The organism is Streptomyces sp. GDS52 (genome assembly GCF_052246875.1).
GTDB lineage: Bacteria > Actinomycetota > Actinomycetes > Streptomycetales > Streptomycetaceae > Streptomyces > Streptomyces cathayae.
The window spans coordinates 3,359,883-3,383,242 of record NZ_CM125966.1; the positions used below are offsets into that span (position 1 = coordinate 3,359,883).

At 71.9% G+C, this 23,360-nt stretch carries 23 protein-coding genes; 7 read left to right on the top strand and 16 right to left on the bottom strand.

All coding sequences use genetic code 11. The features are described from left to right. The first annotated feature begins 146 nt into the window (after positions 1–146). Positions 147–797 (top strand): hypothetical protein, encoded by a 651-nt coding sequence (locus tag ACTWJ9_RS15220; RefSeq protein ID WP_279334762.1) that lies wholly within the window; start codon positions 147–149, stop codon positions 795–797. Between the two features lie 153 nt (positions 798–950). On the opposite strand, the gene ACTWJ9_RS15225 is transcribed toward ACTWJ9_RS15220, so the two are convergent. Then, complete coding sequence (locus ACTWJ9_RS15225; RefSeq protein WP_279334763.1) at positions 951–2,234, bottom strand: adenylosuccinate synthase; 1,284 nt, start codon at positions 2,232–2,234, stop codon at positions 951–953. Positions 2,235–2,419: 185 nt separating this feature from the next. Here ACTWJ9_RS15225 and ACTWJ9_RS15230 point away from each other — a divergent pair, with 185 nt between their 5' ends. Next, the gene (locus ACTWJ9_RS15230; RefSeq protein ID WP_443294303.1) at positions 2,420–3,277 is read left to right on the top strand and encodes a diacylglycerol kinase family protein; all 858 of its coding nucleotides are present in this window, start codon (positions 2,420–2,422) and stop codon (positions 3,275–3,277) included. Positions 3,278–3,286: 9 nt separating this feature from the next. On the opposite strand, the gene ACTWJ9_RS15235 is transcribed toward ACTWJ9_RS15230, so the two are convergent. Continuing rightward, positions 3,287–3,877 carry a Uma2 family endonuclease gene (locus ACTWJ9_RS15235; protein WP_279334765.1) on the bottom strand — a complete coding sequence of 197 codons (591 nt, stop codon included), beginning with the start codon at positions 3,875–3,877 and terminating at the stop codon, positions 3,287–3,289. 79 nt (positions 3,878–3,956) lie between these two features. Next, complete coding sequence (locus ACTWJ9_RS15240) at positions 3,957–4,460, bottom strand: GbsR/MarR family transcriptional regulator (RefSeq protein WP_388703923.1); 504 nt, start codon at positions 4,458–4,460, stop codon at positions 3,957–3,959. A 103-nt stretch (positions 4,461–4,563) separates the two neighbouring features. On the opposite strand from ACTWJ9_RS15240, the gene ACTWJ9_RS15245 reads away from it, so the two are divergent. Both ACTWJ9_RS15245 and ACTWJ9_RS15250 read left to right on the top strand, forming a co-directional pair. After that, positions 4,564–5,589, top strand: coding sequence for an ATP-binding cassette domain-containing protein (locus ACTWJ9_RS15245; RefSeq protein ID WP_443294304.1), 1,026 nt, complete (start codon positions 4,564–4,566; stop codon positions 5,587–5,589). Continuing rightward, on the top strand, positions 5,586–7,247 hold the full coding sequence (locus ACTWJ9_RS15250) for an ABC transporter permease (protein WP_443294305.1): 1,662 nt from the start codon (positions 5,586–5,588) through the stop codon (positions 7,245–7,247). Before ACTWJ9_RS15245 ends, ACTWJ9_RS15250 begins: the two co-directional genes overlap by 4 nt. 390 nt (positions 7,248–7,637) lie before the next feature. Here ACTWJ9_RS15250 and ACTWJ9_RS15255 read toward each other — a convergent pair whose 3' ends face one another. Together ACTWJ9_RS15255 and ACTWJ9_RS15260 are read right to left on the bottom strand one after the other, a co-directional pair. Continuing rightward, a complete protein-coding gene (locus ACTWJ9_RS15255) occupies positions 7,638–8,858 on the bottom strand; it encodes a cytochrome P450 (protein ID WP_443294306.1) in 1,221 nt (406 codons plus the stop codon). Positions 8,859–8,965: 107 nt separating this feature from the next. Continuing rightward, positions 8,966–9,859 (bottom strand): aminoglycoside phosphotransferase family protein, encoded by an 894-nt coding sequence (locus ACTWJ9_RS15260; RefSeq protein ID WP_443294307.1) that lies wholly within the window; start codon positions 9,857–9,859, stop codon positions 8,966–8,968. Positions 9,860–9,957: 98 nt separating this feature from the next. Here ACTWJ9_RS15260 and ACTWJ9_RS15265 point away from each other — a divergent pair, with 98 nt between their 5' ends. Next, on the top strand, positions 9,958–10,500 hold the full coding sequence (locus tag ACTWJ9_RS15265; protein WP_443294308.1) for an MOSC domain-containing protein: 543 nt from the start codon (positions 9,958–9,960) through the stop codon (positions 10,498–10,500). A gap of 51 nt (positions 10,501–10,551) precedes the next feature. On the opposite strand, the gene ACTWJ9_RS15270 is transcribed toward ACTWJ9_RS15265, so the two are convergent. Both ACTWJ9_RS15270 and ACTWJ9_RS15275 read right to left on the bottom strand, forming a co-directional pair. Next, positions 10,552–10,743: a DUF397 domain-containing protein gene (locus tag ACTWJ9_RS15270; protein ID WP_279334772.1), complete on the bottom strand. Its 192-nt coding sequence runs from the start codon at positions 10,741–10,743 to the stop codon at positions 10,552–10,554. 8 nt (positions 10,744–10,751) lie between these two features. Next, on the bottom strand, positions 10,752–11,603 hold the full coding sequence (locus ACTWJ9_RS15275) for a helix-turn-helix domain-containing protein (protein ID WP_279334773.1): 852 nt from the start codon (positions 11,601–11,603) through the stop codon (positions 10,752–10,754). 225 nt (positions 11,604–11,828) lie between these two features. Between ACTWJ9_RS15275 and ACTWJ9_RS15280 the strand changes: the two genes are divergently transcribed. Then, entirely contained in the window at positions 11,829–12,260 is a 432-nt protein-coding gene (locus tag ACTWJ9_RS15280; RefSeq protein ID WP_443294309.1) for an ATP-binding protein, read from the top strand. On the opposite strand, the gene ACTWJ9_RS15285 is transcribed toward ACTWJ9_RS15280, so the two are convergent. The 9 genes from ACTWJ9_RS15285 to ACTWJ9_RS15325 all read right to left on the bottom strand — a co-directional run bounded on the left by ACTWJ9_RS15285 (position 12,230) and on the right by ACTWJ9_RS15325 (position 22,001). Continuing rightward, on the bottom strand, positions 12,230–12,895 hold the full coding sequence (locus tag ACTWJ9_RS15285) for a response regulator (protein ID WP_443294310.1): 666 nt from the start codon (positions 12,893–12,895) through the stop codon (positions 12,230–12,232). The two genes, ACTWJ9_RS15280 and ACTWJ9_RS15285, sit on opposite strands and share 31 nt — an antisense overlap. Then, on the bottom strand, positions 12,892–14,256 hold the full coding sequence (locus ACTWJ9_RS15290; RefSeq protein WP_443294311.1) for a sensor histidine kinase: 1,365 nt from the start codon (positions 14,254–14,256) through the stop codon (positions 12,892–12,894). The genes ACTWJ9_RS15285 and ACTWJ9_RS15290 overlap by 4 nt, the downstream gene beginning before the upstream one ends. A gap of 119 nt (positions 14,257–14,375) precedes the next feature. Further along, a complete protein-coding gene (locus ACTWJ9_RS15295) occupies positions 14,376–15,038 on the bottom strand; it encodes a response regulator transcription factor (protein ID WP_279334777.1) in 663 nt (220 codons plus the stop codon). After that, the gene (locus ACTWJ9_RS15300; protein WP_443294312.1) at positions 15,035–16,417 is read right to left on the bottom strand and encodes a sensor histidine kinase; all 1,383 of its coding nucleotides are present in this window, start codon (positions 16,415–16,417) and stop codon (positions 15,035–15,037) included. Before ACTWJ9_RS15300 ends, ACTWJ9_RS15295 begins: the two co-directional genes overlap by 4 nt. 10 nt (positions 16,418–16,427) lie before the next feature. Further along, positions 16,428–17,666, bottom strand: a complete 1,239-nt coding sequence (locus tag ACTWJ9_RS15305; RefSeq protein WP_443294313.1) for an acyltransferase family protein — start codon at positions 17,664–17,666, stop codon at positions 16,428–16,430. Then, positions 17,659–18,615: an alpha/beta hydrolase gene (locus ACTWJ9_RS15310; RefSeq protein ID WP_387036055.1), complete on the bottom strand. Its 957-nt coding sequence runs from the start codon at positions 18,613–18,615 to the stop codon at positions 17,659–17,661. Before ACTWJ9_RS15310 ends, ACTWJ9_RS15305 begins: the two co-directional genes overlap by 8 nt. A gap of 185 nt (positions 18,616–18,800) precedes the next feature. Next, complete coding sequence (locus ACTWJ9_RS15315) at positions 18,801–19,670, bottom strand: alpha/beta hydrolase (RefSeq protein ID WP_443294314.1); 870 nt, start codon at positions 19,668–19,670, stop codon at positions 18,801–18,803. A 224-nt stretch (positions 19,671–19,894) separates the two neighbouring features. Further along, complete coding sequence (kynU, locus tag ACTWJ9_RS15320; protein ID WP_443294315.1) at positions 19,895–21,178, bottom strand: kynureninase; 1,284 nt, start codon at positions 21,176–21,178, stop codon at positions 19,895–19,897. Continuing rightward, on the bottom strand, positions 21,171–22,001 hold the full coding sequence (locus ACTWJ9_RS15325) for a tryptophan 2,3-dioxygenase family protein (RefSeq protein WP_279334783.1): 831 nt from the start codon (positions 21,999–22,001) through the stop codon (positions 21,171–21,173). Before ACTWJ9_RS15325 ends, kynU begins: the two co-directional genes overlap by 8 nt. A 170-nt stretch (positions 22,002–22,171) precedes the next feature. On the opposite strand from ACTWJ9_RS15325, the gene ACTWJ9_RS15330 reads away from it, so the two are divergent. Next, positions 22,172–23,347: a PP2C family protein-serine/threonine phosphatase gene (locus ACTWJ9_RS15330; protein WP_279334784.1), complete on the top strand. Its 1,176-nt coding sequence runs from the start codon at positions 22,172–22,174 to the stop codon at positions 23,345–23,347. Positions 23,348–23,360 lie beyond the last annotated feature (13 nt).

A 23,360-nucleotide genomic window follows, 5' to 3' on the forward strand; every position in this document is an offset into this window, starting at 1 on the left:
CCGAGCGGGGCCGGGGCGCGGCGCCCGCGGCGTCCGTGTTCGTATGGGTGGGGGCCTGCACGGGGGGAGCCGCCCCCGCCCCCCCGCCGATACCCTTCTCTGACGACCTGTGTGTCTTCGACCTACGTGCTGTGCGAGGAGCTCTCTTGGCCTGTGACCTGTGGCTGGTACCGCTCGTCGACGTGTTGTGCCACACGCCCGACAATCCGTTCGCCGAGGAGATCGCGCAGTACAACAAGGTGCTCGCCGAGGCCGGACTGCCGCCGGTGCCGGTGTTCCAGTACATGCCGGGACTGTCCGGCGAGGTCGCCCCGGTCGCGGGTTTCGACTACGACGCGCTGCACTTCCTGCGGCGCACCTATCTGCTCCAGGTGTCCGGGCTGCCGGTCACGCCGGTGGGCGAACTGGGCGGTGACTACGAGCAGTTGCTGGAGATGTTCGAGGCGACGGCCCAGCAGTCGCACCTGGTCTGGCACTACGACCACGCCGGGGCGTACGTCCCCGTGGACTTCCCGACCCCGCTCTCCAGCGACGAGCTGCTCGCCGGCGGCGGCCCGCTGGGCTCCTCCCACGCGCTGCTGCGGGAACTGGAGCTCGTCGCCCCGGCCCTCGGCATCGACCCCGCGAACCCGCCGGCCACGCCGGATCCCCCGCAGGGACCGACCGAGCTGGAGGAGCCCGCCGTCCCGCCCCCGTACGACCCCAGCCCCTTCGCCCGCGAACGCCACGTCTGGCTCGGCCTGCACGCGGCCGCGACCCGAAGCCTGGCCCAGGGCTCGATGATCGTCTTCAGCTGACCCCGGGCGGGCACGGGCTCGCCCCGGACGCCCCGGACGCCCCGGACGCCCCGGACGCCCCGGACGCCCCGGAAACGAAAACACCCCCGGAGACAAGGACGTCCCGGTGACCCTGGACGGGTCACCGGGACGTCGGGTACGGCAGGGCCGGTCCTACAGGAACGAGTTGATCTCGATCGTCTCGTCGCGGCCCGGGCCCACGCCGATCGCGGAGATCGGGGCGCCGGACATCTCCTCCAGCGCCTTGACGTAGGCCTGGGCGTTCTTCGGGAGGTCGGAGAAGGACTTCGCCCCGGTGATGTCCTCGGACCAGCCGGGGAGCATCTCGTAGACCGGCTTCGCGTGGTGGAAGTCCGTCTGGGAGTAGGGGAGCTCCTCGACGCGCCTGCCGTCGATCTCGTAGGCCACGCAGACCGGGATCTGCTCCCAGCCGGTGAGGACGTCGAGCTTGGTGAGGAAGAAGTCGGTCAGGCCGTTGACACGGGTCGCGTAGCGGGCGATGACCGCGTCGAACCAGCCGCAGCGGCGGTCACGGCCGGTGGTGACGCCCCGTTCGCCGCCGATGCGGCGCAGGGCCTCGCCGTCCTCGTCGAAGAGCTCGGTCGGGAACGGGCCGGCGCCGACGCGGGTGGTGTACGCCTTGAGGATGCCGATGACCCGGCTGATCTTCGTCGGGCCCACGCCGGCGCCCGTGCAGGCGCCGCCCGCGGTCGGGTTGGACGAGGTGACGAAGGGGTACGTGCCGTGGTCGATGTCGAGCAGGGTGCCCTGGCCGCCCTCGAAGAGGACCACCTTGTCCTGGTCGAGCGCCTCGTTGAGGACCAGGACGGTGTCGGTGACGTAGGGCGCCAGCTTGTCGGCGTAGCCCAGCAGCTCCCCGACCACCTGCTCGACGGCGATCGCGCGCCGGTTGTAGAGCTTGGTGAGCATCTGGTTCTTGGCGTCGAGGGCCGCCTCGACCTTCTGGGTGAGGATCGACTCGTCGTACAGGTCCTGGACCCGGATGCCGACGCGGTTGATCTTGTCGGCGTAGGTCGGGCCGATGCCGCGGCCGGTCGTCCCGATCTTGCGCTTGCCGAGGAAGCGTTCCGTCACCTTGTCGACGGTCACGTTGTACGGCGTGATGATGTGCGCGTTGCCGCTGAGCAGGAGCTTGGACGTGTCGACGCCCCGCTCGTTCAGCCCGCTCAGCTCGGAGAGCAGGACGGAGGGGTCGACAACGACGCCGTTGCCGATGACCGGCGTGCAGCCGGGGGACAGGATTCCGGAAGGGAGCAGGTGCAGGGCGTACTTCTGATCGCCCACGACTACCGTGTGGCCGGCGTTGTTGCCGCCTTGGTAACGCACCACGTAGTCGACGGAACCTCCGAGCAGGTCCGTCGCCTTTCCCTTGCCTTCGTCACCCCACTGAGCACCGAGCAGCACAAGTGCGGGCACGCGCGTACACCCCTTCCGGGCGGGGCATGTCCAGGGTCAGGGGCGTACGCGGTGGATCTCTGTCGCGTGCACCGCGACCACCGTTGACCGCCAACCGTCGGACCGGGTGCCCCGGAATAGACGAAGCCCCTGCGCAAAAGTGCAAAGGGGCTCTTGCACAAAGATGCTACCCGAGGAAGCGAGGCATGGCCGAGGTGGCGACTTCCCCGACGTCCGATCAGCTCCTGGTGGTCATCGATCCGGTCGCCCGCCGCAGGGACGGCGAGTCCGTGCGCATCGCGAAAGACGTGCTCAGCGGGGGTGCGCCGACGAAGGTCTGCCTGCCGGACGGGCCGGAGGAGTTCGCCCGCGCGCTGGCCCGGCTGGGTTCCCGGCGGCCGGTGGTGATCGGCGACGACCGGGCCCTGATGCGGGCGGTGGAGGTGCTGCACCGGCAGCGCGAGCTGACCGGCTGCGCGCTGTCCCTGGTGCCGGTCGGCGGCACGCTGTCCCTCGCCCGGTCGCTGGGGGTGCCCACGGAGACGGTGGCGGCGGCGCGGGCCGTGCTGGACGGCGCCGAGCGGCGACTGGACCTGCTGGTGGACGACAGCGACGGCGTGGTGCTCGGCGCGGTGCGGATCCCGCCGGTCGGAGGTGTGACGCCGGTACGGGAGACGGTCGGCGGGGTGGGGCGCCCCTGGCTGCAGACGTGCCGGTCCCTGGTACGGACCCTGGTGCCGGCCCGGCCGTCCGAGATCGCCCCCGTCACCGAGGCGCATCCCTCCCGGCTGCGGGTGGAGGTCGACGGAGAGACCCTGGTCGACCTGCACCAGCCGGTGCAGGCCGTGTCGGTCGTCCCGGGCGCCTCCGGGACGGCCAGGGTCGAGGTGCGTCCGGCGTCGGTGGGTGCGGAGGCGTCCCCGCTGCTGGCGGAGGGGCGGGCGGTGACGGTCTCGGGCGCCCACTTCCGCTACCGCGCGGACGCGGTGGTCTCGGGGCCGGTGCGGACCCGGACGTGGGTGGTGCTGGAGGGTGCCCTGGGGCTGACCCTGCCGAAGAGCTGACCGACCGGCTCAGGGGGCCTTGAAATCGGTCGTGTCCAGCAGGCAGTCGAACGGCTGGGGAATCGGCAGCTTCTCGCCGAACGGCTTGGAGCAGCGAGCCTCGTAGCCCTTGGCCGAGGGCATCGAGAAGACCGTGGCCTGTTCCTCCTGCATGTCGAGGAGCAGGTAGACGGGGATACCGGCTCGCCCATAGACCTCGACCTTGTCCGTCAGGTCGTCGTCCCGGGTGGAGGAGGAGGTCAGTTCGGCGACGAAGGAGAGGGCTTCGCCATCCAGACGGTTACTGGTCGTCTCGAAGGCACGGTCGGACGCTGCATGGATATCCGGTCCGTACGCACTCTCGTCCCCCGGGAAGACATACAGGAACGGGCCGCAACTGATGGAATGCCCTGCAGGAAGATGCGGCTCCAGTTGTTTGCACACCAGGTGCATCACGCGCTGGTAGTAGCCCTTCGACCACGGCGACACAACGATGTTCCCCCTGATGATCTCGGCCTTGAAGCCGTCGCGCAGATGCAGCTCGTCGAGGAGGTCCAACAGTTCCTCGAAGTTGCCGGACTCAGTGCCGCTTATCATCGGTCGCTCTGCCATGACTGTCATGATGCGCCCTCCCTTTGATGCGGACCAGCCACCACTCAGAGTATCCGATCACTCACAGAGCCGTGACCGGCTTCCGCACCTATGCCCCACCCCGCCCGAAGCGCTCCTCCCGCTGCACGCGCCAGCGCGCCATCATCCCCTCGACCTCCTTCTCCACGAACTCGAAGAAGGCCAGGGTCTCCGCCAGCCGGCGGCCCGCCGGGGTGCCGGGCCCCAGGCTGGTGACGCCCTCGCGCAGCGCGTCCTCCCAGCGCCGGATGACGGCCTCGCGGTTGGTCAGGGCCTCGTACCACTGGTCGCCGCGCACCCGGTACCGCTCCCGGCGCGAGCCGGGCTCGCGCTCGCGGGAGACCATGTGCTGCTGCGCCAGATAGCGCACCGCGCCGGAGACCGCGGCGGGCGAGATCCGCAGCCGCTCCCCCAGTTCGGCGGAGGTCATGACACCGGTGTCGGAGGAGAGCAGCGCGGCGAAGACCCGGGCGGGCATGCGCGGCAGTCCGGCCTCCACCAGCTGCGCCGCGAAGTGCTCGACGAACCGTGAGACGGCCTCCAGGTCCCGCCTCGTCGCGCTCGGCTCCGCCATGCCTCGATCATCTCCCCTGTTCAGACGCCGTTCGCCAGTCTAGCCACCGTTTATACAGTTCCTTAACTTCACAAAATTCTGAAGGAAATGTACGTTCGTCGTCATGACGAAGGCCATCACCGTGTCCGGACTCCACAAGTCGTTCGGTCGCACGCGCGCACTCGACGGTCTCGACCTGGACGTCGAGTCCGGCGAGGTCCACGGCTTCCTGGGCCCGAACGGCTCCGGCAAGTCCACCACCCTCCGCGTCCTGCTCGGCCTGCTGCGTGCCGACTCGGGTGCCGCCCGGGTGCTCGGCCGTGATCCGTGGGCGGACGCCGTGGAGCTGCACCGCCGCCTCGCCTATGTCCCCGGCGACGTCGAGCTGTGGCCGGGCCTCACCGGCGGCGAGGCCATCGACCTGCTGGCGCGGCTGCGCGGCGGCCTGGACAGGAAGCGGCGCACCGAGCTCATCGAGCGCTTCGACCTGGACCCGACCAAGAAGGGCCGCGCCTACTCCAAGGGCAACCGGCAGAAGGTCGCCATCGTCGCCGCGCTCGCCTCCGACGCCGAGCTGCTGCTGCTCGACGAGCCGACCGCGGGACTGGACCCGCTCATGGAGGTCGTCTTCCAGGACGTCATCGGCGAGGCCAAGGCGGCCGGCAGGACCGTCCTGCTCTCCAGCCACATCCTGGCCCAGGTGGAGAAGCTCGCCGACCGGGTGAGCATCATCCGGCTGGGCCGCACCGTCCAGTCCGGCACCCTCGGCGAGCTGCGCCACCTGACCCGCACCACCATCGAGGCGGAGACCGAGCGTCCCGTCACCGGTCTCGCCGAGTTGCCCGGCGTGCACGGCCTGCAGACCCTCGACGAGGCCGGCGGCCGGGTCCGTTTCGCCGTCGACGGCGGCCAGGTCGGCGCGGCGGTCCGCAGGCTCACCGAGTGCGGCATCCGCAGTCTCGTCAGCCACCCGCCGACCCTGGAGGAGCTGATGCTCCGCCACTACGGCAGCGAACTCGCCGCCAACGGCCACGGCACGGACGGGCCGGACACGGGTGCACCGGACACGACCGGGCCGGACACCGAACAGGCCGAGCAGGCCGAGCAGGCCGGGCAGGCCGGGCAGCGCACGGACGGAGACCCGCGATGACCACCGCGACCTCCGCCCCCGAGGTGCCGGCCCCCGCCGGACCGGCCGCGGGCGGCAACGCGCTGGCCGGGACCCGGACGCTGATCCGCTTCGCCCTGCGCCGCGACCGGATCCGGCTCCCGGTGTGGATCCTGGCCCTGTTCCTCGGCACGCTCGCCACGGCGAACAGTTTCACCACGCTCTACAGCTCCCCGGAGGACCGGGCAAACGCCGTCCGGAGCATGGACAGCCCGGCCGGCCTCGCCATGTCCGGCCCCCGCCACTACCTCGACGACTACGGCTTCGGCTCCATGCTGAGCCACCAGATGCTCGGCTTCATGGCCGTCCTGGTCGGCCTCATGAGCGTGCTGATCATCACCCGGCACACCCGTGCCGAGGAGGAGACCGGCCGCGCCGAGCTGGTGCGCTCGACGGTGGTGGGCCGCCACGCCCACCTCGCCGCCGCCCTGTCCGTCGCGGTCCTGGCCAACCTCACCCTCGCCCTGCTGCTGGCCTTCGGCCTGGCCGGCCTGGGGACGGAGGGCATCGACACGGCGGGCTCGCTGCTCTACGGCTTCGCCCACGCCGCCGTCGGCCTCGTCTTCGCCGCCGTCGCCGCGGTCACCGTCCAGTTCACCGCGCACACCCGCGGCGCGTCCGGCATGGCGCTCGCGGTCATCGGCCTCGCCTACGTGCTGCGCGCCGCCGGCGACAGCGGCGCGAACGACGCCCTGTCCTGGCTGTCCCCGATCGGCTGGGTGCAGCGCAGCTACCCGTACGTCGACGACCGCTGGTGGCCGCTGCTGCTCTGCCTGGTGTTCGCGGTGGTGTGCGCGGCGGCGGGTTTCGTGCTCTCCACCCGCCGCGACGTGGGAGCGGGCCTGCGTCCGGAGAAGCTGGGCAGCCCCACGGCCTCCGACGCGCTCGCCACACCGCTCGGCCTCGCCCTGCGGCTGCACCGCGGCACGCTGATCGGCTTCGGCGCGGGCCTGTTCCTGATGGGCGCGATGTACGGATCGATCCTCGGGGACGCCGAGGAGATGCTGAAGGGCATCGACGAGATCCAGGAGGCCCTGGCCCGCCTCGGCGGGGCGGGCATCGCCGAGTCCTTCGCCTCCATGGTCATGGTCGTCCTCGCGGTCGTGGCGGCGGTGTACGTCGTCATGGCGGCGCTGCGGCCCCGCTCCGAGGAGACGGCGGGCCGCGCCGAACCCCTCCTCGCCACCGGCCTCTCCCGCACCCGCTGGGTCGGCGGCCACCTGGCCGTGGCCATGGGCGGCGGCACGGTCGTGCTGCTGCTGGCCGGGCTCGGCTTCGGCATCGCGGGCGCGGCCTCGACCGGGGACGGCTCGCTGCTCCCGAAGCTGGTGGGGGCGGCCCTCGCCTACGCGCCCGCCCTGTGGGTCACGGTCGGCGTGGCCGTGGTGCTCTTCGGCTGGTTCCCCCGGGCGAGCCAGGCGGCCTGGATCGTGCCGGTGTACGCCTTCGTGGTCGGCTACCTCGGCCAGATCCTCCGGTTCCCGGGCTGGATGAACAACCTCTCCCCCTTCGGCCACGTCCCCCGGCTCCCCGCCGCGGACATGAACTGGCTCCCCCTCCTCCTGCTCTCCCTCACCGCCACCGGCCTGGTGTGGCTGGGCCTGACGGGCTTCCGCCGCCGGGACCTGGAGACGAAATAGCCTCGCCGCAGCCCCCTGTCCTGCCCGGCCGAGAAGCACCCTCGCCGGGCAGGGCAGGACCGTCGCGGGTCGGGGGCGGTCGGCTGCTCGTGCGGGCGGTGTTCCGCGACCGTCCGAAGGGACGGCGGCCTCAATGTGTCCTCCTTGCGACACTCACCCATGCCCCGGAGGGGGGACACACCACCCCAAAACCGTGAGCGCTTCGGCCACAACTGTCCCGATCGCGCTCAGGTGAGGGCTCAAGTGACACATGCCCGCCGAGTGCTCACGGTTTTCGGCAAGGACCCCGTCTCCGGCTCCGCGGCCCCGGGACCACGGATCTCCCCTTCGCGGAAGCGGAACGGGCCCGGTGCCTCGCCCTCAGGGGTGACGCGGTTCGGAGTGGCGGGCTCAGACCTCGACCGTCAGCCCCTCCAGGCCCCGGATCACGAAGTTCGGTGTGCGCTTCGGTTCCTCCGCCAGGCGCAGCGTCGGGGCCTGCTCCAGCAACGCCGTCATGGACGCGGCGAGTTCGATACGGGCCAGGGGTGCGCCGATGCAGTAGTGGATGCCGGCGCTGAAGGAGATGTGCGGGTTGTCCGCGCGGGTGAGGTCCAGGCGGGCGGGGTCGGCGAACACGGCCGGGTCGTGGTTGGCGGAGCCGAAGAGCATGGCGATCTCCGCACCCCGGGGGATCACCGTGCCGTCGATCTCGATGTCGTCCAGGACCCAGCGTTCGAAGAGCTGGAGCGGGGTGTCGTAGCGCATCAGTTCCTCCACCGCCGTGGGGACCAGGGAGTGGTCCGCGCGGAGGGCGGCCAGCTGGTCGGGGTGCCGGAACAGCGCCCACCAGCCGTTGACCGTGGAGTTCACCGTCGCCTCGTGGCCCGCGTTCAGCAGCAGCACGCAGGTGGAGATCATCTCCTGCTCGGTGAGCCGGTCGTCGTCCTCGTCGTGGGCGGCGATCAGCCCCGAGATCAGGTCGTCGCCGGGCTTCGCACGACGCTCGGCGATCAGCTCCCGCAGATAGTCCGAGAACTCGACCGACGCCCTGACGGCCTTCTCCGCCGACTCCCCCGACGGGTTCAGCTCGTACATCCCGCAGATGTCGGCCGACCAGGGGCGCAGCGGGGCCCGGTCGGACTCCGGGATGCCCAGCATCTCGGCGATCACCGCGACCGGCAGCGGTTCGGCGACGTCCGTCAGCAGGTCACCGCCGTCGGCGTCGACCAGCGCGGCCACCAGGTCCGCCGCCAGCCCCTCGACGTACGGCTTGAGCCGCTCCACCGTGCGCGGGGTGAACGCCTTCGACACCAGGCGCCGGATCCGGGTGTGGTCCGGCGGCTCCAGGTCGAGCATGCCGTGGTCGTTGAGGGTGTGGAACGGCTCCTGCTCGGGCGGCGGGGCCGTCCGGCCGAACTCCTCGTGGGTGAAGCGGTGCTGGTACGTCCGCCCCAGCCGCCGGTCGCGCAGCAGCGCCGAGACGTCCGCGTGGTGCGGCACCAGCCACTGGTTCGTCGGCTCGAACCAGTGCACCCGCCCCCGTTCCCGCAGCTCGGCATAGCCGGCATACGGATCAGCGACGAACGCCGGGTCCCAGGGAGCGAACACGAGGTCGGATTCAGCCATCATGCCCGGACCATAGGCCGCCGACCTGCCCCGTGCCCAGAGCCGCCCGACCGGAAGCAGCTTCTCCTGACTGCACTGCGGTACGGAGACTGCCTCAATCGGCGGGCGGATCAGCTGCCGGCCAGGGTCGTGAGGAACCGGGTTTCCGCGTCGTCCCGTCCCGCACACACTCTGGGGACCGCAAGGAGGGCGGCCAGTGCCCCGCACCAACCCAGCACGCGCTCAGGAGACATACCGGGAACCAGCGCCGCCAGCCTCTCGACCCTCCGCTCCAGCACGGATGCATCCTCGACCCCGTCGAGCGCCCAGTCCACGGCGTCGAAGTCCGGGTCGCCCCACGCCGGCCTCGGGTCGATCGCCACCGTGCGGGCACCCGGACCGGACAGCACGTTGGCCGAGTGGAGATCACCGTGCACGAGTGCCACCGGTCCGCTTTCGGCGAGTTCCAGGGCCCTCGCCCGGGCCCGCCCCAGCACCGCGGGGGCGTCCAGGCCGTTCCCGGCGTTCACCGCCGACCTGCGGTCGGCCAGGTCGAACAGAAAGCGGATCCGGTGCGAGAGAGGCCGCAGTACCGAATGCTCCCCCGGCAGGGGAGGCGGGACCCTCAGGTCTCGCAGCAGGGCCGCGACCTCGGGCGGATTCCAGCCCTGCTGCCGCACGGGCACTCCCGGCTCCACGTGCTCCAGCAGCAGGGCCCCGGCGGCCACGTCTTCTGCCAGCAACGTGACGACCGACGGCGTCCCCGCCCAGGCCCGCAGCGCTTCGGCCTCCTCGCGGGCCGGCGCGGACTCCGGTGTGAGCTTCAGCCACACCGGGGCACCCGTGCCTCGCCTCACGCAGCGGAACACCCGCGAGGTGCCTCCGCCACCCGCCGCGACCAGCTCCAGACCCCAGCGAGCGGCGAGTTCACTGACGAGGTCGGGCAACTCGTCGCACCAACCGAGCACCTCGGATCCGAACCGGACGACGAGCCGGTCCCGGGCCTCCGGAGCGACGTGGGCCAACTCCCTCAACGTGCCTCCCGCGGATGATTCCGGGCTGATGTGCTTGTGTGGCCCAGGAGTTAGGGTCGTGGATCGGCATTGTCACTGGGGGTCCGCTGATGAACGGGACAGTCACGGCAGTCAGCAGCAACGGTGAGTACTCGTTCACCAAGCCGAACCGGGACAGCATCACGCTGCTCGCCGGGCTCGGGGTCGAGGGGGACGTACACGCCGGCGTCACGGTCAAGCACCGCTCGCGGGTCGCGCAGGACCCCACCCAGCCGAACCTGCGCCAGGTCCACCTCATCCATGAGGAGCTCTTCGCCGAGGTCGGTGCGGAGGGATTCGAGGTGGCGCCCGGTGACCTCGGCGAGAACATCACCACCCGGGGCGTCAATCTGCTCGGCCTGCCGGTCGGCACGCTGCTGCGCATCGGCGACGACGCGGTGCTGGAGGTGACCGGCCTGCGCAATCCCTGCCTGCAGATCGACGCCTTCCAGGACGGGCTGCTGAAGCAGGTCGTCGGCCGCGACGAAGCCGGGAACCTCGTACGCAAGGCCGGAATCATGAGCATCGTGAAGGAGGGCGGCGTGGTGCGCCCGGGCGACGTGATCGAAGCAGAACTCCCCAGCGGACCGCACCGGCCTCTGGAGCGGGTCTGACTCACAGGCCGCCACACCCACGCCGCGGTCGGCCTGCCCCAGCTCACCCGCCTATCCGCGCGACCTCTTGACCGACTCTACGAAGGCGCCGAAGGAGCGGGCGGGGAAGGAGAGAGTGGCGCGGGCGGGGGCCTTGGAGTCGCGTATGGCTATGCGGGGGTGCGCTTCCGCTATCTCGACGCAGGTATCGCCGTCACCGCCGCTTGAATAGGTGGACTTCCGCCAGTTCAGGGCCTCGGTCATCGTGCGCCTCACAGTTCCTTCGCCAGCCGGTGGATGACGTCTCGCGACGCCACAGGCTCCAGCGCCGCGCTCTCCACCTTATGGAACAACGCACGGAGCCATTTCAGTTGGGCCTGTGCATCGCAGAAGACGACGCCCGTGGGCGAATCGCGCAGCCCAGTGTCCAGTTGGGGCACCGGACCACCGAGGTACATCATCGAAGCTCCAGCTCCCGCGAAGCCTTCGAAGTCGACGGGGATGACACGCACCGTGGCATGCCCCTTCTCGATCTCATCCAGGATGAAGCGCAGTTGAGCACGTGACGCCTGGCGATCGACCACATGAACGCGCAGGGCGAATTCATGGATGACCGTTTCATACGGCGTCGGGCTGTCACGCTCGATGATCACGCGTCGGTTCATCCGGTGCTCCACGCGCGCAGCCACCTCGCTCTCGGAGAGTTCGGGGCGCATGTAGCTGAAGACGGCACGCGCGTAGTCCGCGGTCTGCAACAGACCGGGCACGTGCATGATCACCACTTCGCGCAGGTATGTCGCGTGGTGCTCGGCTTCGGCCGTGTCCAGGAATGCCGGCGGCAGAATCCCCCGGCACTCCTCCCACCAACCGCGCGTACGGTCGGTCGCCATGACCACGAGCGCGTCGATCAACTGGTCGTCCATGCAGGCGTAATGGGCGGCCATGCGGCGAATGCGCTCCGCGCTGACAGCTGCGATGCCGAGCTCTATGTGACTCATTTGACCCGAGGTCGAGTTCAGAAGTGCTGCCACCTCCCGGGCCTTCAGACCGGCAGCCTCGCGCAGCCTGCGCAGTTCTGTTCCCAGGCGCACCTGTCGCGCAGTGGGATTACTCCTCGGCGGCACGCGCCCTCCCGCTCAACATCCCTGTACTGGACCCACATTCGGGTGTAAGGCTACGCCAACCAGTTGCACTGGCACCAATTAGTGCCATACCGTCAGTGACGCGACGCACACGCTACGGAACACCGGGGTACCGGAAGTGCACCGCTTCGTCCTGTCATGACGGTTGCGGCAATGACACCGCCCGGTGGCTGCGACGCCCCTCACCTCACCGAACGGAGTTGCCGCATGCCCGAGGACGAGCCCTGGGAGTACTCCCTGTACATCCCGAACGACCCGCGCGCCGTCACCATCAGCCGCCGCACCCTCCGTCTCATCCTCACGATGCACGGCCTGATCCGTCTGGTCGACGTCGCCGAACTGCTGGCGACCGAGTTGGTCACCAACGCCGTGCGGCACGCCAAGGGGCCCGCCGCGCTGCGGGTGCGGTGGGCGGCCGGCGTGCTGCGGATCGGGGCGTGGGACGCGGACCCCGAACCGCCGCTCCCTCCCGCCGGGTCGGACGGTGGCGACACCGAGGAGGACGGCCGGGGGCTTGCCCTCGTCAGGGCCTGCTCCGACCTGTGGGGCTGGCATCCGCTCTCCCGATTCGGCAACCGGGGCAAGTACGTGTGGTGTGAGCTCTCCGGTCAGCCCGGTGTCACCAGTCGGGCCTCGTAGGCGAAGACGGCTGCCTGGGTGCGGTCGCGGAGGCCCAACTTCACCAGGATGCGGCTCACATGGGTTTTGATCGTCGACTCGGCGACCACCAGCCGTCCGGCGATCTCCGCGTTCGACAAGCCCTGCGCGATCAGCGACAGCACCTCCGTCTCGCGCTCGGTCAGGTCGCCGTAGGCCGCGTGCGCGGACGGCATCAGGCGCGGAGCCTCGGACAGCTTGGAGAACTCGGTGATCAGGCGTTTGGTCACCGTGGGGGCGAGCAGCGCCTCTCCGGACGCGACGATCCTCACCCCATCGGCGAGTTGGCGGGCCGAGGCGTCCTTGAGAAGGAAGCCGGAGGCGCCCGCGCGCAGCGCCTGGTAGACGTACTCGTCGAGGTCGAAGGTGGTCAGCACCAGCACCTTCGCGGCGCCGTCGGCGGCGACGATCTCGCGGGTCGCCTCGATGCCGTTCAGCTCGGGCATGCGGATGTCCATCAGGACGACGTCGGGGGCGAGTTCGCGGACCCGGTCCACCGCCTCCCGGCCGTTGACGGCCTCACCGACGACCTCGATGCCCGGCATCGCGTTCAGCAGCACCGAGAAGCCCTCGCGCACCATCATCTGGTCGTCCGCGATCAGGACGCGAATGGTCATGCGTCACCTTCGTTCTCGTTCACCGAGGCGACCGGCAGGAACACCGTGACCTCGTAGCCGCCGTCGTCGGTCGGGCCGGCCGTCATCTCGCCGTTCAGCATGGTGACCCGCTCACGCATGCCGGTGACGCCGTGTCCCGCCCCGGGCGAGGGCTTCACCAGGTTCGGGGCGGGGACCGGGCCGTTGACCACGCGCAGGCCGAGGCCGCCGAGGACGTACCCGATCTCGACCCGGGCGCTCGCGCCCGGCGCGTGCCGCAGGGTGTTGCTCAGCGCCTCCTGCACGATCCTGTACGCCGACAGCTCCACGCCCTGCGGCAGCTCGCGCACCGCCCCGGTCACCACCTTCTCCACGTCCAGACCGGTGTCCCGCACGTTGGCGAGCAGGGCGTCCAGGTCGGCGAGGGTGGGCTGCGGGGCGTCGGGAGCCTCGTAGTCCTCGGCCCGGACCACGCCGAGGACCCGGCGCAGCTCGGTGAGGGCGGCCACCGCGTTCTCGCGGATGGTGGCGAAGGCGCGCTCCAGCTCGGGCGGTGGGTTCTCCACCCGGTAGGGGGCGGCCTCGGCCTGGATGGCGACGACCGACATGTGGTGCGCGACCACGTCGTGCAGCTCGCGGGCGATGGTGGTGCGCTCCTCGAGGAGCGTGCGCCGGGAGCGTTCGTGCGCGGTGACCGTCTGCTGGGCGGTCACCTCCTGCTGGGCGGTGTGGCGGACGTGCCGGAAGGAGACCACGAGCAGGGCGAAGGCGGACGTCACCATCATGGGCCCGCTGTTCGTGTAGTAGTACGACCCGCCGAAAACGATGTCCGAGAGGAAGGCGTACCCGGCGGTGAGGACCCACATCCAGGCGGCGGTGCGGGGCCGGGTGCGCAGCGCCACGACGACCAGCACCGCCAGATGGCAGATGAACGTGCCGGGCATCCACGGCCATTCGACTCCGCTGCCGCTGAGGAGTGCGACCACCGGGGTCACCGCCAGCGACAGCCAGAACGCGCCGACCGGCCGGACCAGCGTGGCGAGCACCGGAAGCGCGCACAGCAGGCCGATCAGCAGGGCCGGCACGTTCCCGCCGGGCAGGCCGCTCGACAGCGCGCCGGTGGACAGGGCGAGCAGCGCGGCCGCCCCCACGGCCGCATGCGGGAGGTTCGCCGCGGCCGACCGTAGCCGGGCGGGCAGTCGGCGGACGAACGGGCCGTCCGTGCGCCGGGGTGGCAGCGGGCGGTAGGCGAAGGGGTCGTGGAACAGGTCCTGGCGCATTCCCCGCAGGGAGTTCCGGGCCAGCCGGTACTCGGGGCTGCGGGTCCCGTGCCCATCCCCGCGCGGGGCGGCCAGGGGCTGCTGATGAGTCGTCTCGGTCACGCTCACACGGTAGGCCGACCGGGTGACCGCGGTCGTCCCCGCTGAGACGGGTTCCCGGGCGTCCGTCTCAGGTACTACGTGGGCCGCGCGAACGGCCTGCCGGCCCTCCCTCGGAAGGGTCAGTACCCGGAGGGCCGGACCAGCCCCGACTCGTACGCGAAGACCGCCGCCTGGGTGCGGTCGCGCAGGCCCAGTTTCACCAGGATGCGGCCGACGTGCGTCTTCACGGTCTGCTCGGCGACCACCAGCCGCAGGGCGATCTCCGCGTTCGACAGGCCCTGCGCGATCAGCGACAGCACCTCCGTCTCGCGTTCGGTGAGGTCGCCCACGCGGTCCCTGAGCGGAGGGCGGGGTCTGGCGTCCATCCGGGAGAACTCGGCTATCAGGCGGCGGGTGATGCCGGGCGCGAGCAGGGCGTCTCCGGATGCCACCACCCGTACCGCCTCGGCGAGTTGGTCGGAGGAGGCGTCCTTGAGGAGGAAGCCGGAGGCACCGGCCCGCAGTGCCTCGTACACGTACTCGTCGAGGTCGAAGGTGGTCAGCACCAGCACTCGGATGTGCGGTGTGGCCGTGGTGATGCGGCGGGTGGCCTCGATGCCGCCGAGTTCGGGCATGCGGATGTCCATCAGGACGACGTCCGGGGCGAGTTCGGCGACCTGGGCGACCGCGTCCAGCCCGTCCACCGCCTGGCCGACCACCTCGATGTCGGGCTGGGTGTTCAGCAGCACGGTGAAACCCTGCCGGACCATCTGCTGGTCGTCGGCGACGAGTACGCGGATCATGCGGGGCCGTCCTGTGGAGGGGTGTCGGAAGCGTGCGGGGCGGAGACCGGGAGGTGGGCCTCGACCTTGTAGCCGTGGCCGGTCCGGGGGCCGGCGGTGAGGGTACCGCCGAGCATCGCGGCCCGTTCCCGCATCCCGAGCAGTCCGTGCCCGGCGCCCGAGGACAGCGGTGCCTCGCGGGTGGGGCGGCTGTTGAGGACCTCGATCCGCAGCCCGTCCCGGTCGTAGGCGAGGCGGACCTGGGCGGTGGCGCCGGGTGCGTGCCGCAGGACGTTGCTCAGCGCCTCCTGCACGATCCGGTACGCCGACAGTTCCACGCCGGGCGGCAGCGGGCGCCGCTCTCCGGTGATCTCGGTGGTGACGGTGAGTCCGGCGGCGCGGGTGTTCTCCACCAGCGCCCCCAGCCGGTCCAGGGTGGGCTGCGGGGCGTGGGGCGCGTGGGGCGCGGCGGCGGGGCCGTCCGGGCGCGGGCCGGGCACGCCCTCGTGGTCGCCGGTGCCGACGGGGTGTTCGGAGCGCAGGACGCCCAGGACGCGGCGCAGCTCGGTCAGCGCGTCGACGGCGTTCTGCCGGATGCCGGCCAGGTTCTCCTTCAGCTCCTCGGACGGGTTCTCCACCAGGTGCGGGGCGACCTGGGCCTGGATGGAGATGACCGACATGTGGTGGGCCACCACGTCGTGCAACTCGCGGGCGATCCGGCTGCGTTCCTCCAGCAGGGTGCGCCGGGAGCGTTCCTCGGCGGTGAGCGTGGTCTGCTCCACGAGTTCGGCGCGGGCCTCGCGACGGCCGCGCAGGGCGATGCCGAGCACGACCACGACGGTGGACAGGGAGGCGGCGAGCACGCCGGTGGACGAGTAGTCCGGGCCGCCCCAGAGTGCCTGGAAGACATAGGTGACCAGCAGAGTGAGCACCAGGGCCTCGACCGAGACGCGGGTCCGCACGCGCAGCGTGAGCAGCAGCAGGACCAGCAGATGGGCGACGATGCCGGCAGCGGTCCAGGGCCACTGGAAGCCGGCCGCCGGGCCGTAGAGCAGGTGATGGACCGCGACCGCCCCCAGCACCGTGGACCCCAACGACATCCACCAAGCGGTGATCGGCCGCCACAGCCCGACGATCACGGCGCCGCCCTGTCCGACCGCGACCGCGGTCGCGAAGCCGATCTCCACGTACCCGTGGTCCCGGAGCTGGGCGAAGCCACCCCCGAAAATCCCGAATCCGGCCAGGCACAACACCCCGTGCGGCAGCCAGCGCAGCCATGTGAACGGCGGCAGCGGGTCCGCCCGCGCGGTGCACAGGTCATCGCGCAGCACACGCAGCCAACGCACCACCCGGCCCGCCACCATCCGCCCGAACACCCCCGCGACCCCCGATTCCGTCATCCGCGCCAGCCTAGACATGCCGTACTCCCTCCACCGCGCCCCGGTCCGTCAACTGCTGCTGTGTGCACAGCACTTGGGTTCGTGCCCGGCCAGGCGTCCGGGGCCCTCCGCGCCTCCGCCCGCCCTGCTGCTCCCAGGTCCGGAACGCGGCCCGGCACACAGCGAGGGCGCAGACGAGCACCGGCAGCCAGGCCAGCCGGGCGGCGATCCAGCCGAGGTCGTCGGGGCGGGTGTGCAGGCCGGGCAGACGGCCGGCGAGCAGACCGGTGGCGGTGGTCGCCATGAGGGCCGTCTGGTGCCAGAGGAAGATCGTCATCGCGGAGAGGTTGACCAGTGCCACCGCCGTCCACGCGACCGGCCGCCGCATCGCGTCCCGCAACCGCTCCCGCAGCAGCAGCGCCAGTCCGCACTGGGCGAGGCCGAAGGTGACGGCGGCCAGGGTCGGCGGGTTGAGGTTGGAGACGGCGGCGCCCGGGACGCCGACCATCGAGGCCGGGTAGCCGGCCCAGACGACGAGCGCGGCCGTGGCCGCCGTACCGCCGGCGAGCAGGAGCAGGCCGGAACGGCGGCGTTCCAGCTCGCCCCGGGTCCAGGCGGCGCCCAGGGTGTAGGGGACCAGCCAGCCGGCCGCGAGGTTGATCCAGCCGAGCCAGGCGGGGCCGTCGAGACCGAAACGCACCACGTCCACGTGCAGGACGACGGCGAGCGGCCACAGCGGGTGGAGCCGGGCCAGCAGCGGGGTCGCGGCGGTGAGGGCGGCGAAGACCAGCAGGAACCAGAGCGGGGACAGGGCGAGTTTCACCAGCGTGCGGACGGTCGCGTACTCGGTTCCGGAGAGCAGGAGCGCGACCGCGACAACCGTCCACAGGCTGAGGACGGCGGCGACCGGCTTGAACAGCCGGGTCAGCCGGTCCCGCAGCCAGCGGTGGTACGGGACGCCCCGGGCACGGGCGGAGGCGTACCCGCGGGTCGCGACATGGCCGCCGACCAGGAAGAACACGGCGAGCGTCTGGAACAGCCAGGAAACGGGGGCCAGCCACGGCAGGTGCTGGAGGGGGCTGGCCGTGCGCAGGGTGCCGCCGTCCGCGACGAGGGCGGTGACCAGCCAGTGGCCGAGGACGACACCGAGGACGGCGAGGGCGCGCAGGGCGTCCACGGCGCGGTCGCGGTGGGCGGGGGTGGCGGCGTCGACGCGGTCGGCGGCCTGCCGCAGGGCGTCGCGTACGGCGTTCGGGCTCAGGTCAGTCATGGGTCACCGCCGTGGTCCGGCCGAGGACGATCCGGGTCAGGTTGGCCAGGGAGGGGGAACCGGGGGCGAAGTAGTCGCTGTGGCCGCCGTCGCCGGCCGCGAAGACCCGGGCACCGAACTCCGGTGCCACGGGGTCGGTGCCGAAGCCGACGGTGGTGCCGAACAGATCGGCGCTGAGGTGCGGGACGTTCGCCACCCAGTCGTCGGCGCCCCGAGCCGCCCAGATCCGGGCCCGGGTGTGCAGCGCGGCGGCGGTGTCGACGCCGGTTCCCGGACTGCCGACGAGGGCGATGTCGCCGACGTCCAGGTCGGCGGCGGCACCGGCGCACACGACCGAGCCGTAGGAGTGGCAGATCAGGGAGATGTGGGCGCGCGGGCCGGAGACGGCACGCACGTCGTGGACGAGAGAGCGCAGTTCGGGGGCGGCCCGGTCGGCCCGGTCGGTGGTGGCGACGGCGGCGTCGACCGTGCCGGGCGTCTCGTAGCCGAGCCAGGCGACGACCGCCGTCCGGGTGCCCGCCGGGGCGTCCCGGGTGAGCCGCGTGTGCAGGGCCTCGGCGGCGGCACGGAACCGGCCGTAGGTGTCGATGTCGGTGTCGGAGCCCGGGACCAGGACGGCGACCCGGTCGGCGTGCGCGAGGTCGCCGAGGACCTCGGTCACCAGCCCGGAGCCGCGGCCGTCGAAGGCGAGCAGCTGCCGGTCGGGGCCTGCCAGGGCGCGGTCGGCCGCCGCGCGCCGCCGGTCGCCGTGGTCGGCGGCCATCCGCGCCGCCGCCTCGGCGTCGGCACGGTGGGCGGCGTAGGCGGCGTCGAGGGTGGCCGCGGTCGGCGGGGCCAGCCCGGCGGGGGCCGGGGCGGGGACCTGGGGGCGGGCCGCACCGGCCACGGGCAGGGTCACGGCCGAGGCGATGAGAACGGCGAGTGCGGTACGGCGCCACCGGAACCCCATGATGGTCTTCCCCCCTGTTCGCCCGGGTCATCGGGCTTGTCAGGGAAGGAAGTTACGGATCGGCGCGGGTAACCCGCGTCCCGCCGGGGGACTCACCCGGGAGGTAGCTCTCAGGTATCACGGGTATGACGGGGCCGACGGGTACGACGGGTACGACCGGGGACCCGGTGCCCCGGCGCCCCGGTTCACCAGGCGAGTTGGGCGATCTCCTCCGCCACCACCGCGCAGGCGTCCGCCGCCGGGTCGATCAGCGGGAAGTGACCGGCGTCCTCCAGCAGCGTCAGGCCCACCACCTCGCCGGCCTTCGCCGCCGCTTCCGCGTAGGACTCGGCGACCACCTGCGGGACGTCGATGTCCGTGCGGCCCTGGACGAGGGTGGTGGCGATACCGGTGGGAAGCAACAGCGCCGGGTCGGCGTAGGGCCGGCGTTCGGCGAAGTGATCGTCTCCGCCCAGGAACTGGCGGGTCGCGCCGCCGCACAGGTCCAGCTTGTCGGCGACCGCGAAGTCGGCGATCGGGGCGAGCGCGACGACCCCGCGCAGCGGGGCGGGGCCGTCGGTGCGCCACGGCGCGTCGGCGGGCAGGACGTGCCGGGCGGCGGCCCACAGTGCCAGCTGGCCGCCGGCCGAGTGGCCGGTGAGCACCGTGCGGCGCGGGTCGGCCGCCGGCAGGTGCTGCCGGACCAGCTCGGGCAGGGCGTCCAGCGCGGCGGCGACGTCGTCGAGGGTGTCGGGCCACCGGCCCGCGACCGGGTCCCCGCCGGCCTCCGGCTCCGCACCGCGCCGGTATTCGACGACGGCCACGGCGAAGCCCCGCCCGGCCAGGAACGCGGCGAACGGGCTGATGTGGCGGCGGTCGTGGGGGGCGCGCCAGGCGCCGCCGTGCAGGACGACGACGACCGGCGCGGGTCCGCCCGCGCCGCGCGGCGCGTAGAAGTCGATCAGCTGGTCCGGGTGGTCGCCGTAGGCCGCGGTGGCGTCGGGGTCGACGGGCGGGTGGGAGAAGGCCGACTCCTCCTCGGCGGCGGCCCGGGCGGCTGCGGAGTCGTCCGTCATGCTCCAACCTCTCAGCGATGAAACGTACTTGGCGGACGGGAGAAGACGTCGGCCGTTGGCCGGGACGGTATCAGCCCGACGACGGGCATGGACATGGGGATATCACGCTCGGTGAACACCCTGCGGAGCGGTTCGGCAGCACACCGTGCCGCACCGGCCTCCGCCCCCGTCCACACCCCGTCCACACCCGCACCGCGCGGGCACCGTCCCGGCCGGGCCGTCGCCTAGGTCCCGGGCTCCGCCGAGGCATCCGCCGAGGTCTCCGCCAGGACGTCCGCCAGGACCCGCGCCGCCCGCTCCACGTCCGCGAAGCCGACGTACAGCGGGGTGAAGCCGAAGCGGAGCACGTCCGGGCGGCGGAAGTCGCCGACGACCCCGCGCTCGATCAGCCGCTCCATCACATCACCGGCGTCCGGGCAGCGCAGGGCGATCTGGCTGCCCCGCTCCCGGTGCGCACGCGGGGTCACGCACGCGACCCTGCCCTCGGGGACGTACGCCTCGACGCACTCCAGGAAGAAGTCCGTCAATGCGAGGGACTTGGTTCTCACCGCCTCGACCGTGACGCCGTCCCAGACCTCCAGCGCCGCCTCCAGGGCGAGCATGGAGAGGATGTCCGGGGTGCCGACCCGCCCGCGCGGCGCGCCCGGCGCCGGTTCGTAGTCCGGGCGCATCCCGAAGGGCTCCGCGTGGGAGTTCCAGCCGGGCAGCGGGGAGTCGAAGAGGTGCTGCAGGTCCTCGCGCACATACAGGAACGCCGGTGCACCGGGGCCGCCGTTCAGGTACTTGTAGGTGCAGCCGACCGCCAGGTCCACGCGGTGCGCGTCCAGTCCGACCGGCAGCGCGCCCGCACTGTGGCACAGGTCCCACACGACGTACGCCCCCACCGCGTGCACGGCGGCCGTGAGCGAGGGCAGGTCGTGCAGCCGGCCGGTGCGGTAGTCGACGTGGTTGAGCAGCACGGCGGCGGTCCGGGCACCGAGCGCGCCCGCCACCTCGGACGGCGGTACCGGGCGCAGGGTGCAGCCGGTCATCCGGGCCGCCGACTCGGCGATGTAGCCGTCCGTGGGGAACGTGGTCGCGTCGACCACGATCTCGTCCCGCCCCGGGTCCGTCAGCCGCGCCATCCGCACCGCGGCCACCAGTGCCTTGAACACGTTGACGCTGGTGGAGTCGCCGACCACGATCTGCCCGGCCGCCGCGCCGACCAGCGGCGCGATGCGGTCGCCGATCCGCTCGGGCGCCGTCCACCAGCCGCTCTCCGTCCAGGACCGGATGCGCAGCTCGCCCCACTCCCGGCGGACCACGTCCTCGATCCGGCCGGGGACGGCGGCGGGCAGCGCGCCCAGCGAGTTGCCGTCGAGGTAGACGGTGTCGCCGTCCTCCTCCAGCACGAACTCGCTCCGATTGACGGCCAGTTCGTCGGCCGCGTCCAGTTTCTCGGCCTTCTCGGCCTTCTCGGCTTTCACGGCCTTCTCGGCTTTCTCGGCTTTCTCGACCAGTTCAGACATGGGATCGCGCCGTCCACAGCTCGGGGAACACGTTCTTCCGCGCCCGCTTCTCCAGCCAGGCCACCCCGGCGGAGCCTCCGGTGCCCGCCTTGGCGCCCATCGCGCGGCGGGTGGCGACCAGGTGGTCGTTGCGCCAGCGCCACACCAGTTCGGCGACATCGGTCAGCGCCTCGCCGAGGCGGGCCGTCTCGTCCCGTTCGTCACCCGAGTAGACGGCCGTCCAGACCGCCTCCACCTCCGGTGACGGCTCGTACCGCCGGGACACGTCGCGCCGCAGCACGTCCTCGGGGATCGCGTGCCCGTGCCGCGCGAGGAAGCGCAGCACCTCGTCGTACAGGCTCGGCTCGTGCAGCGCCTTCTCCAGCTCGGCGTGCGCACGCGGCGCGCCCCGGTGCGGGACCAGCATGGACGCGGACTTGTCACCGAGCAGGAACTCCAGGCGCCGGTACATCGCCGACTGGAAGCCGGAGCCCTCGCCGAGCGCGCCGCGGTAGGCGTTGAACTGGGCGGGAGTGAGCTGTCCGAGTGGCTTCCAGGAGGCGTTCAGCGCCTCCAGCTCCCGCACGGACCGCTTCAGCGCGTCGATCGCGGTCGGTACGTCGTCACCCCGCAGCGCGTTCGCCGCCGTCTCCCACTCGTGCACGATGACGGTGAACCACAGCTCCATCACCTGGGTCGTGACCAGGAAGACCATCTCTCCGGGATCGTCGGAGAGGGTGTGCTGGAGGTGGGTGAGGACATCCGCCCTGACGTAGTCCTCGTAGGGGGTCGTGCCCTCGAAGTCGAGATGCGGGGTCTCCGGCTCAAAAGCCTCGTGGGACATCGCTGTCTCCTGAAATGTACTCCGGGTAGCGGTCCGCCCCTGCCGTTACCGACACGGGGGCCCCGGTCCCCACGGTGCATCCTGCTCATGCTCCCCCACGACCGCAAGGTCCGCCCGGTGGGAACCTCGCCGGGTCTGCCGGGGGCCCGATTCCCTGAGACGATCGGGTCATGGGCCGCGGAACGCGTATCGGTCGCAAGGAGTCGAGCGGCCGCGAGGAGTCGACGGAAAGGGTGCCTCGGCTGCGCTGGCTGCCCGCCGCGATCATCGTGGCCGCGCTCGTCCTCAGCTTCTTCACCCACGGGGGCCTCAACACCTTCCCCCTGCTCGTGGCCGCGCCGGTGGCGGCCGCGCCGCTTCTCTCCCTGCGCGGGACGATCACCACCGGCGTGGTGGCGAACCTCGTGGGGCTCGGCCTCGTGTTCCTGAAAAGAGAGCCGAGCGTCGACGAGCTCGTCCCGTTCAGCAGCCTGGTCGTTCTCACCGTCGTCGCGGCGTTCCTCAACGTGCTGCTGACCCGCGACCGAAGAGAGCTGAAGACGAGCCGCGAGGTGGCGGCCGTGCTGCAGCGGGCGGTGCTCCCGGACCTGCCCGACCGGGTGGGGCGACTGGCCGTGGCCACCCGGTACGAGGTCGCCCACAAGGAGGCCGCCATCGGCGGTGACCTCTTCGCGATCCACGAGACGCCCCACGGCATCCGGATGCTCATCGCCGATGTGCGCGGCAAGGGGGTCGAGGCGGTCCGTACGGTCAACGCCCTGCTCGGCTCGTTCCACGAGGCCAGCGACCACCGACCGGATCTGCCGGACGTCGTCCGGCAGCTGGAGGGCCGGATGCAGGCAGGCATCAGACACGCGAGCGGAGCGGAAGCCGAGTCGTTCGCCACGGCCGTCGTCGCGGAGCTTCCCCCCGACTACTCCGTGCTCCGCGTCGCCAACCGGGGCCACGAGGCACCCCTGCTGGTCCACGAGGGCAAGGCGCTCCTGCTGGAACCGACCACTCCGGCGCTGCCCCTGGGCCTCGGCCTCCTCGACGCCGACGACGAGATCCCGGTCGACCTGTTCGACCTGCCCGTCGGAGCCACCCTGGTGCTGTACACCGACGGCATCAACGAGGCCCGCGACGCGGACGGGGTCTTCTTCGATCCCGTTCCGGCGCTGTCCCGGCACTTCCCGCCCGATCCGGACGCGGTACTCGACGCCGTCCTCTCCGCCGTCTCCCGGCACACCGGGGGCAATCTCCAGGACGACGCCGCCCTCTTCGCCGTCACCCTGGACGACGCCGTTCCCGGGGCGGACCGACAGCGGCCCGCCCCGGAGACGGGCCGTCCGGAGCACAGCGCGTAGCCCGGCCCCGGTG

Bases quoted from the DNA above. Each gene is read 5' to 3' on its own strand.
- ACTWJ9_RS15315 (WP_443294314.1), bottom strand. From the start codon at position 19,670: ATGACGGACGACTCCGCAGCCGCCCGGGCCGCCGCCGAGGAGGAGTCG.
- ACTWJ9_RS15265 (WP_443294308.1), top strand. From the start codon at position 9,958: ATGAACGGGACAGTCACGGCAGTCAGCAGCAACGGTGAGTACTCGTTC.
- ACTWJ9_RS15235 (WP_279334765.1), bottom strand. From the start codon at position 3,877: ATGACAGTCATGGCAGAGCGACCGATGATAAGCGGCACTGAGTCCGGC.
- ACTWJ9_RS15285 (WP_443294310.1), bottom strand. From the start codon at position 12,895: ATGACCATTCGCGTCCTGATCGCGGACGACCAGATGATGGTGCGCGAG.
- ACTWJ9_RS15245 (WP_443294304.1), top strand. From the start codon at position 4,564: ATGACGAAGGCCATCACCGTGTCCGGACTCCACAAGTCGTTCGGTCGC.
- kynU (WP_443294315.1), bottom strand. From the start codon at position 21,178: ATGTCTGAACTGGTCGAGAAAGCCGAGAAAGCCGAGAAGGCCGTGAAA.
- ACTWJ9_RS15280 (WP_443294309.1), top strand. From the start codon at position 11,829: ATGCCCGAGGACGAGCCCTGGGAGTACTCCCTGTACATCCCGAACGAC.
- ACTWJ9_RS15300 (WP_443294312.1), bottom strand. From the start codon at position 16,417: ATGACGGAATCGGGGGTCGCGGGGGTGTTCGGGCGGATGGTGGCGGGC.
- ACTWJ9_RS15270 (WP_279334772.1), bottom strand. From the start codon at position 10,743: ATGACCGAGGCCCTGAACTGGCGGAAGTCCACCTATTCAAGCGGCGGT.
- ACTWJ9_RS15230 (WP_443294303.1), top strand. From the start codon at position 2,420: ATGGCCGAGGTGGCGACTTCCCCGACGTCCGATCAGCTCCTGGTGGTC.
- ACTWJ9_RS15305 (WP_443294313.1), bottom strand. From the start codon at position 17,666: ATGACTGACCTGAGCCCGAACGCCGTACGCGACGCCCTGCGGCAGGCC.
- ACTWJ9_RS15310 (WP_387036055.1), bottom strand. From the start codon at position 18,615: ATGGGGTTCCGGTGGCGCCGTACCGCACTCGCCGTTCTCATCGCCTCG.
- ACTWJ9_RS15330 (WP_279334784.1), top strand. From the start codon at position 22,172: ATGGGCCGCGGAACGCGTATCGGTCGCAAGGAGTCGAGCGGCCGCGAG.
- ACTWJ9_RS15250 (WP_443294305.1), top strand. From the start codon at position 5,586: ATGACCACCGCGACCTCCGCCCCCGAGGTGCCGGCCCCCGCCGGACCG.
- ACTWJ9_RS15240 (WP_388703923.1), bottom strand. From the start codon at position 4,460: ATGGCGGAGCCGAGCGCGACGAGGCGGGACCTGGAGGCCGTCTCACGG.
- ACTWJ9_RS15295 (WP_279334777.1), bottom strand. From the start codon at position 15,038: ATGATCCGCGTACTCGTCGCCGACGACCAGCAGATGGTCCGGCAGGGT.
- ACTWJ9_RS15325 (WP_279334783.1), bottom strand. From the start codon at position 22,001: ATGTCCCACGAGGCTTTTGAGCCGGAGACCCCGCATCTCGACTTCGAG.
- ACTWJ9_RS15255 (WP_443294306.1), bottom strand. From the start codon at position 8,858: ATGATGGCTGAATCCGACCTCGTGTTCGCTCCCTGGGACCCGGCGTTC.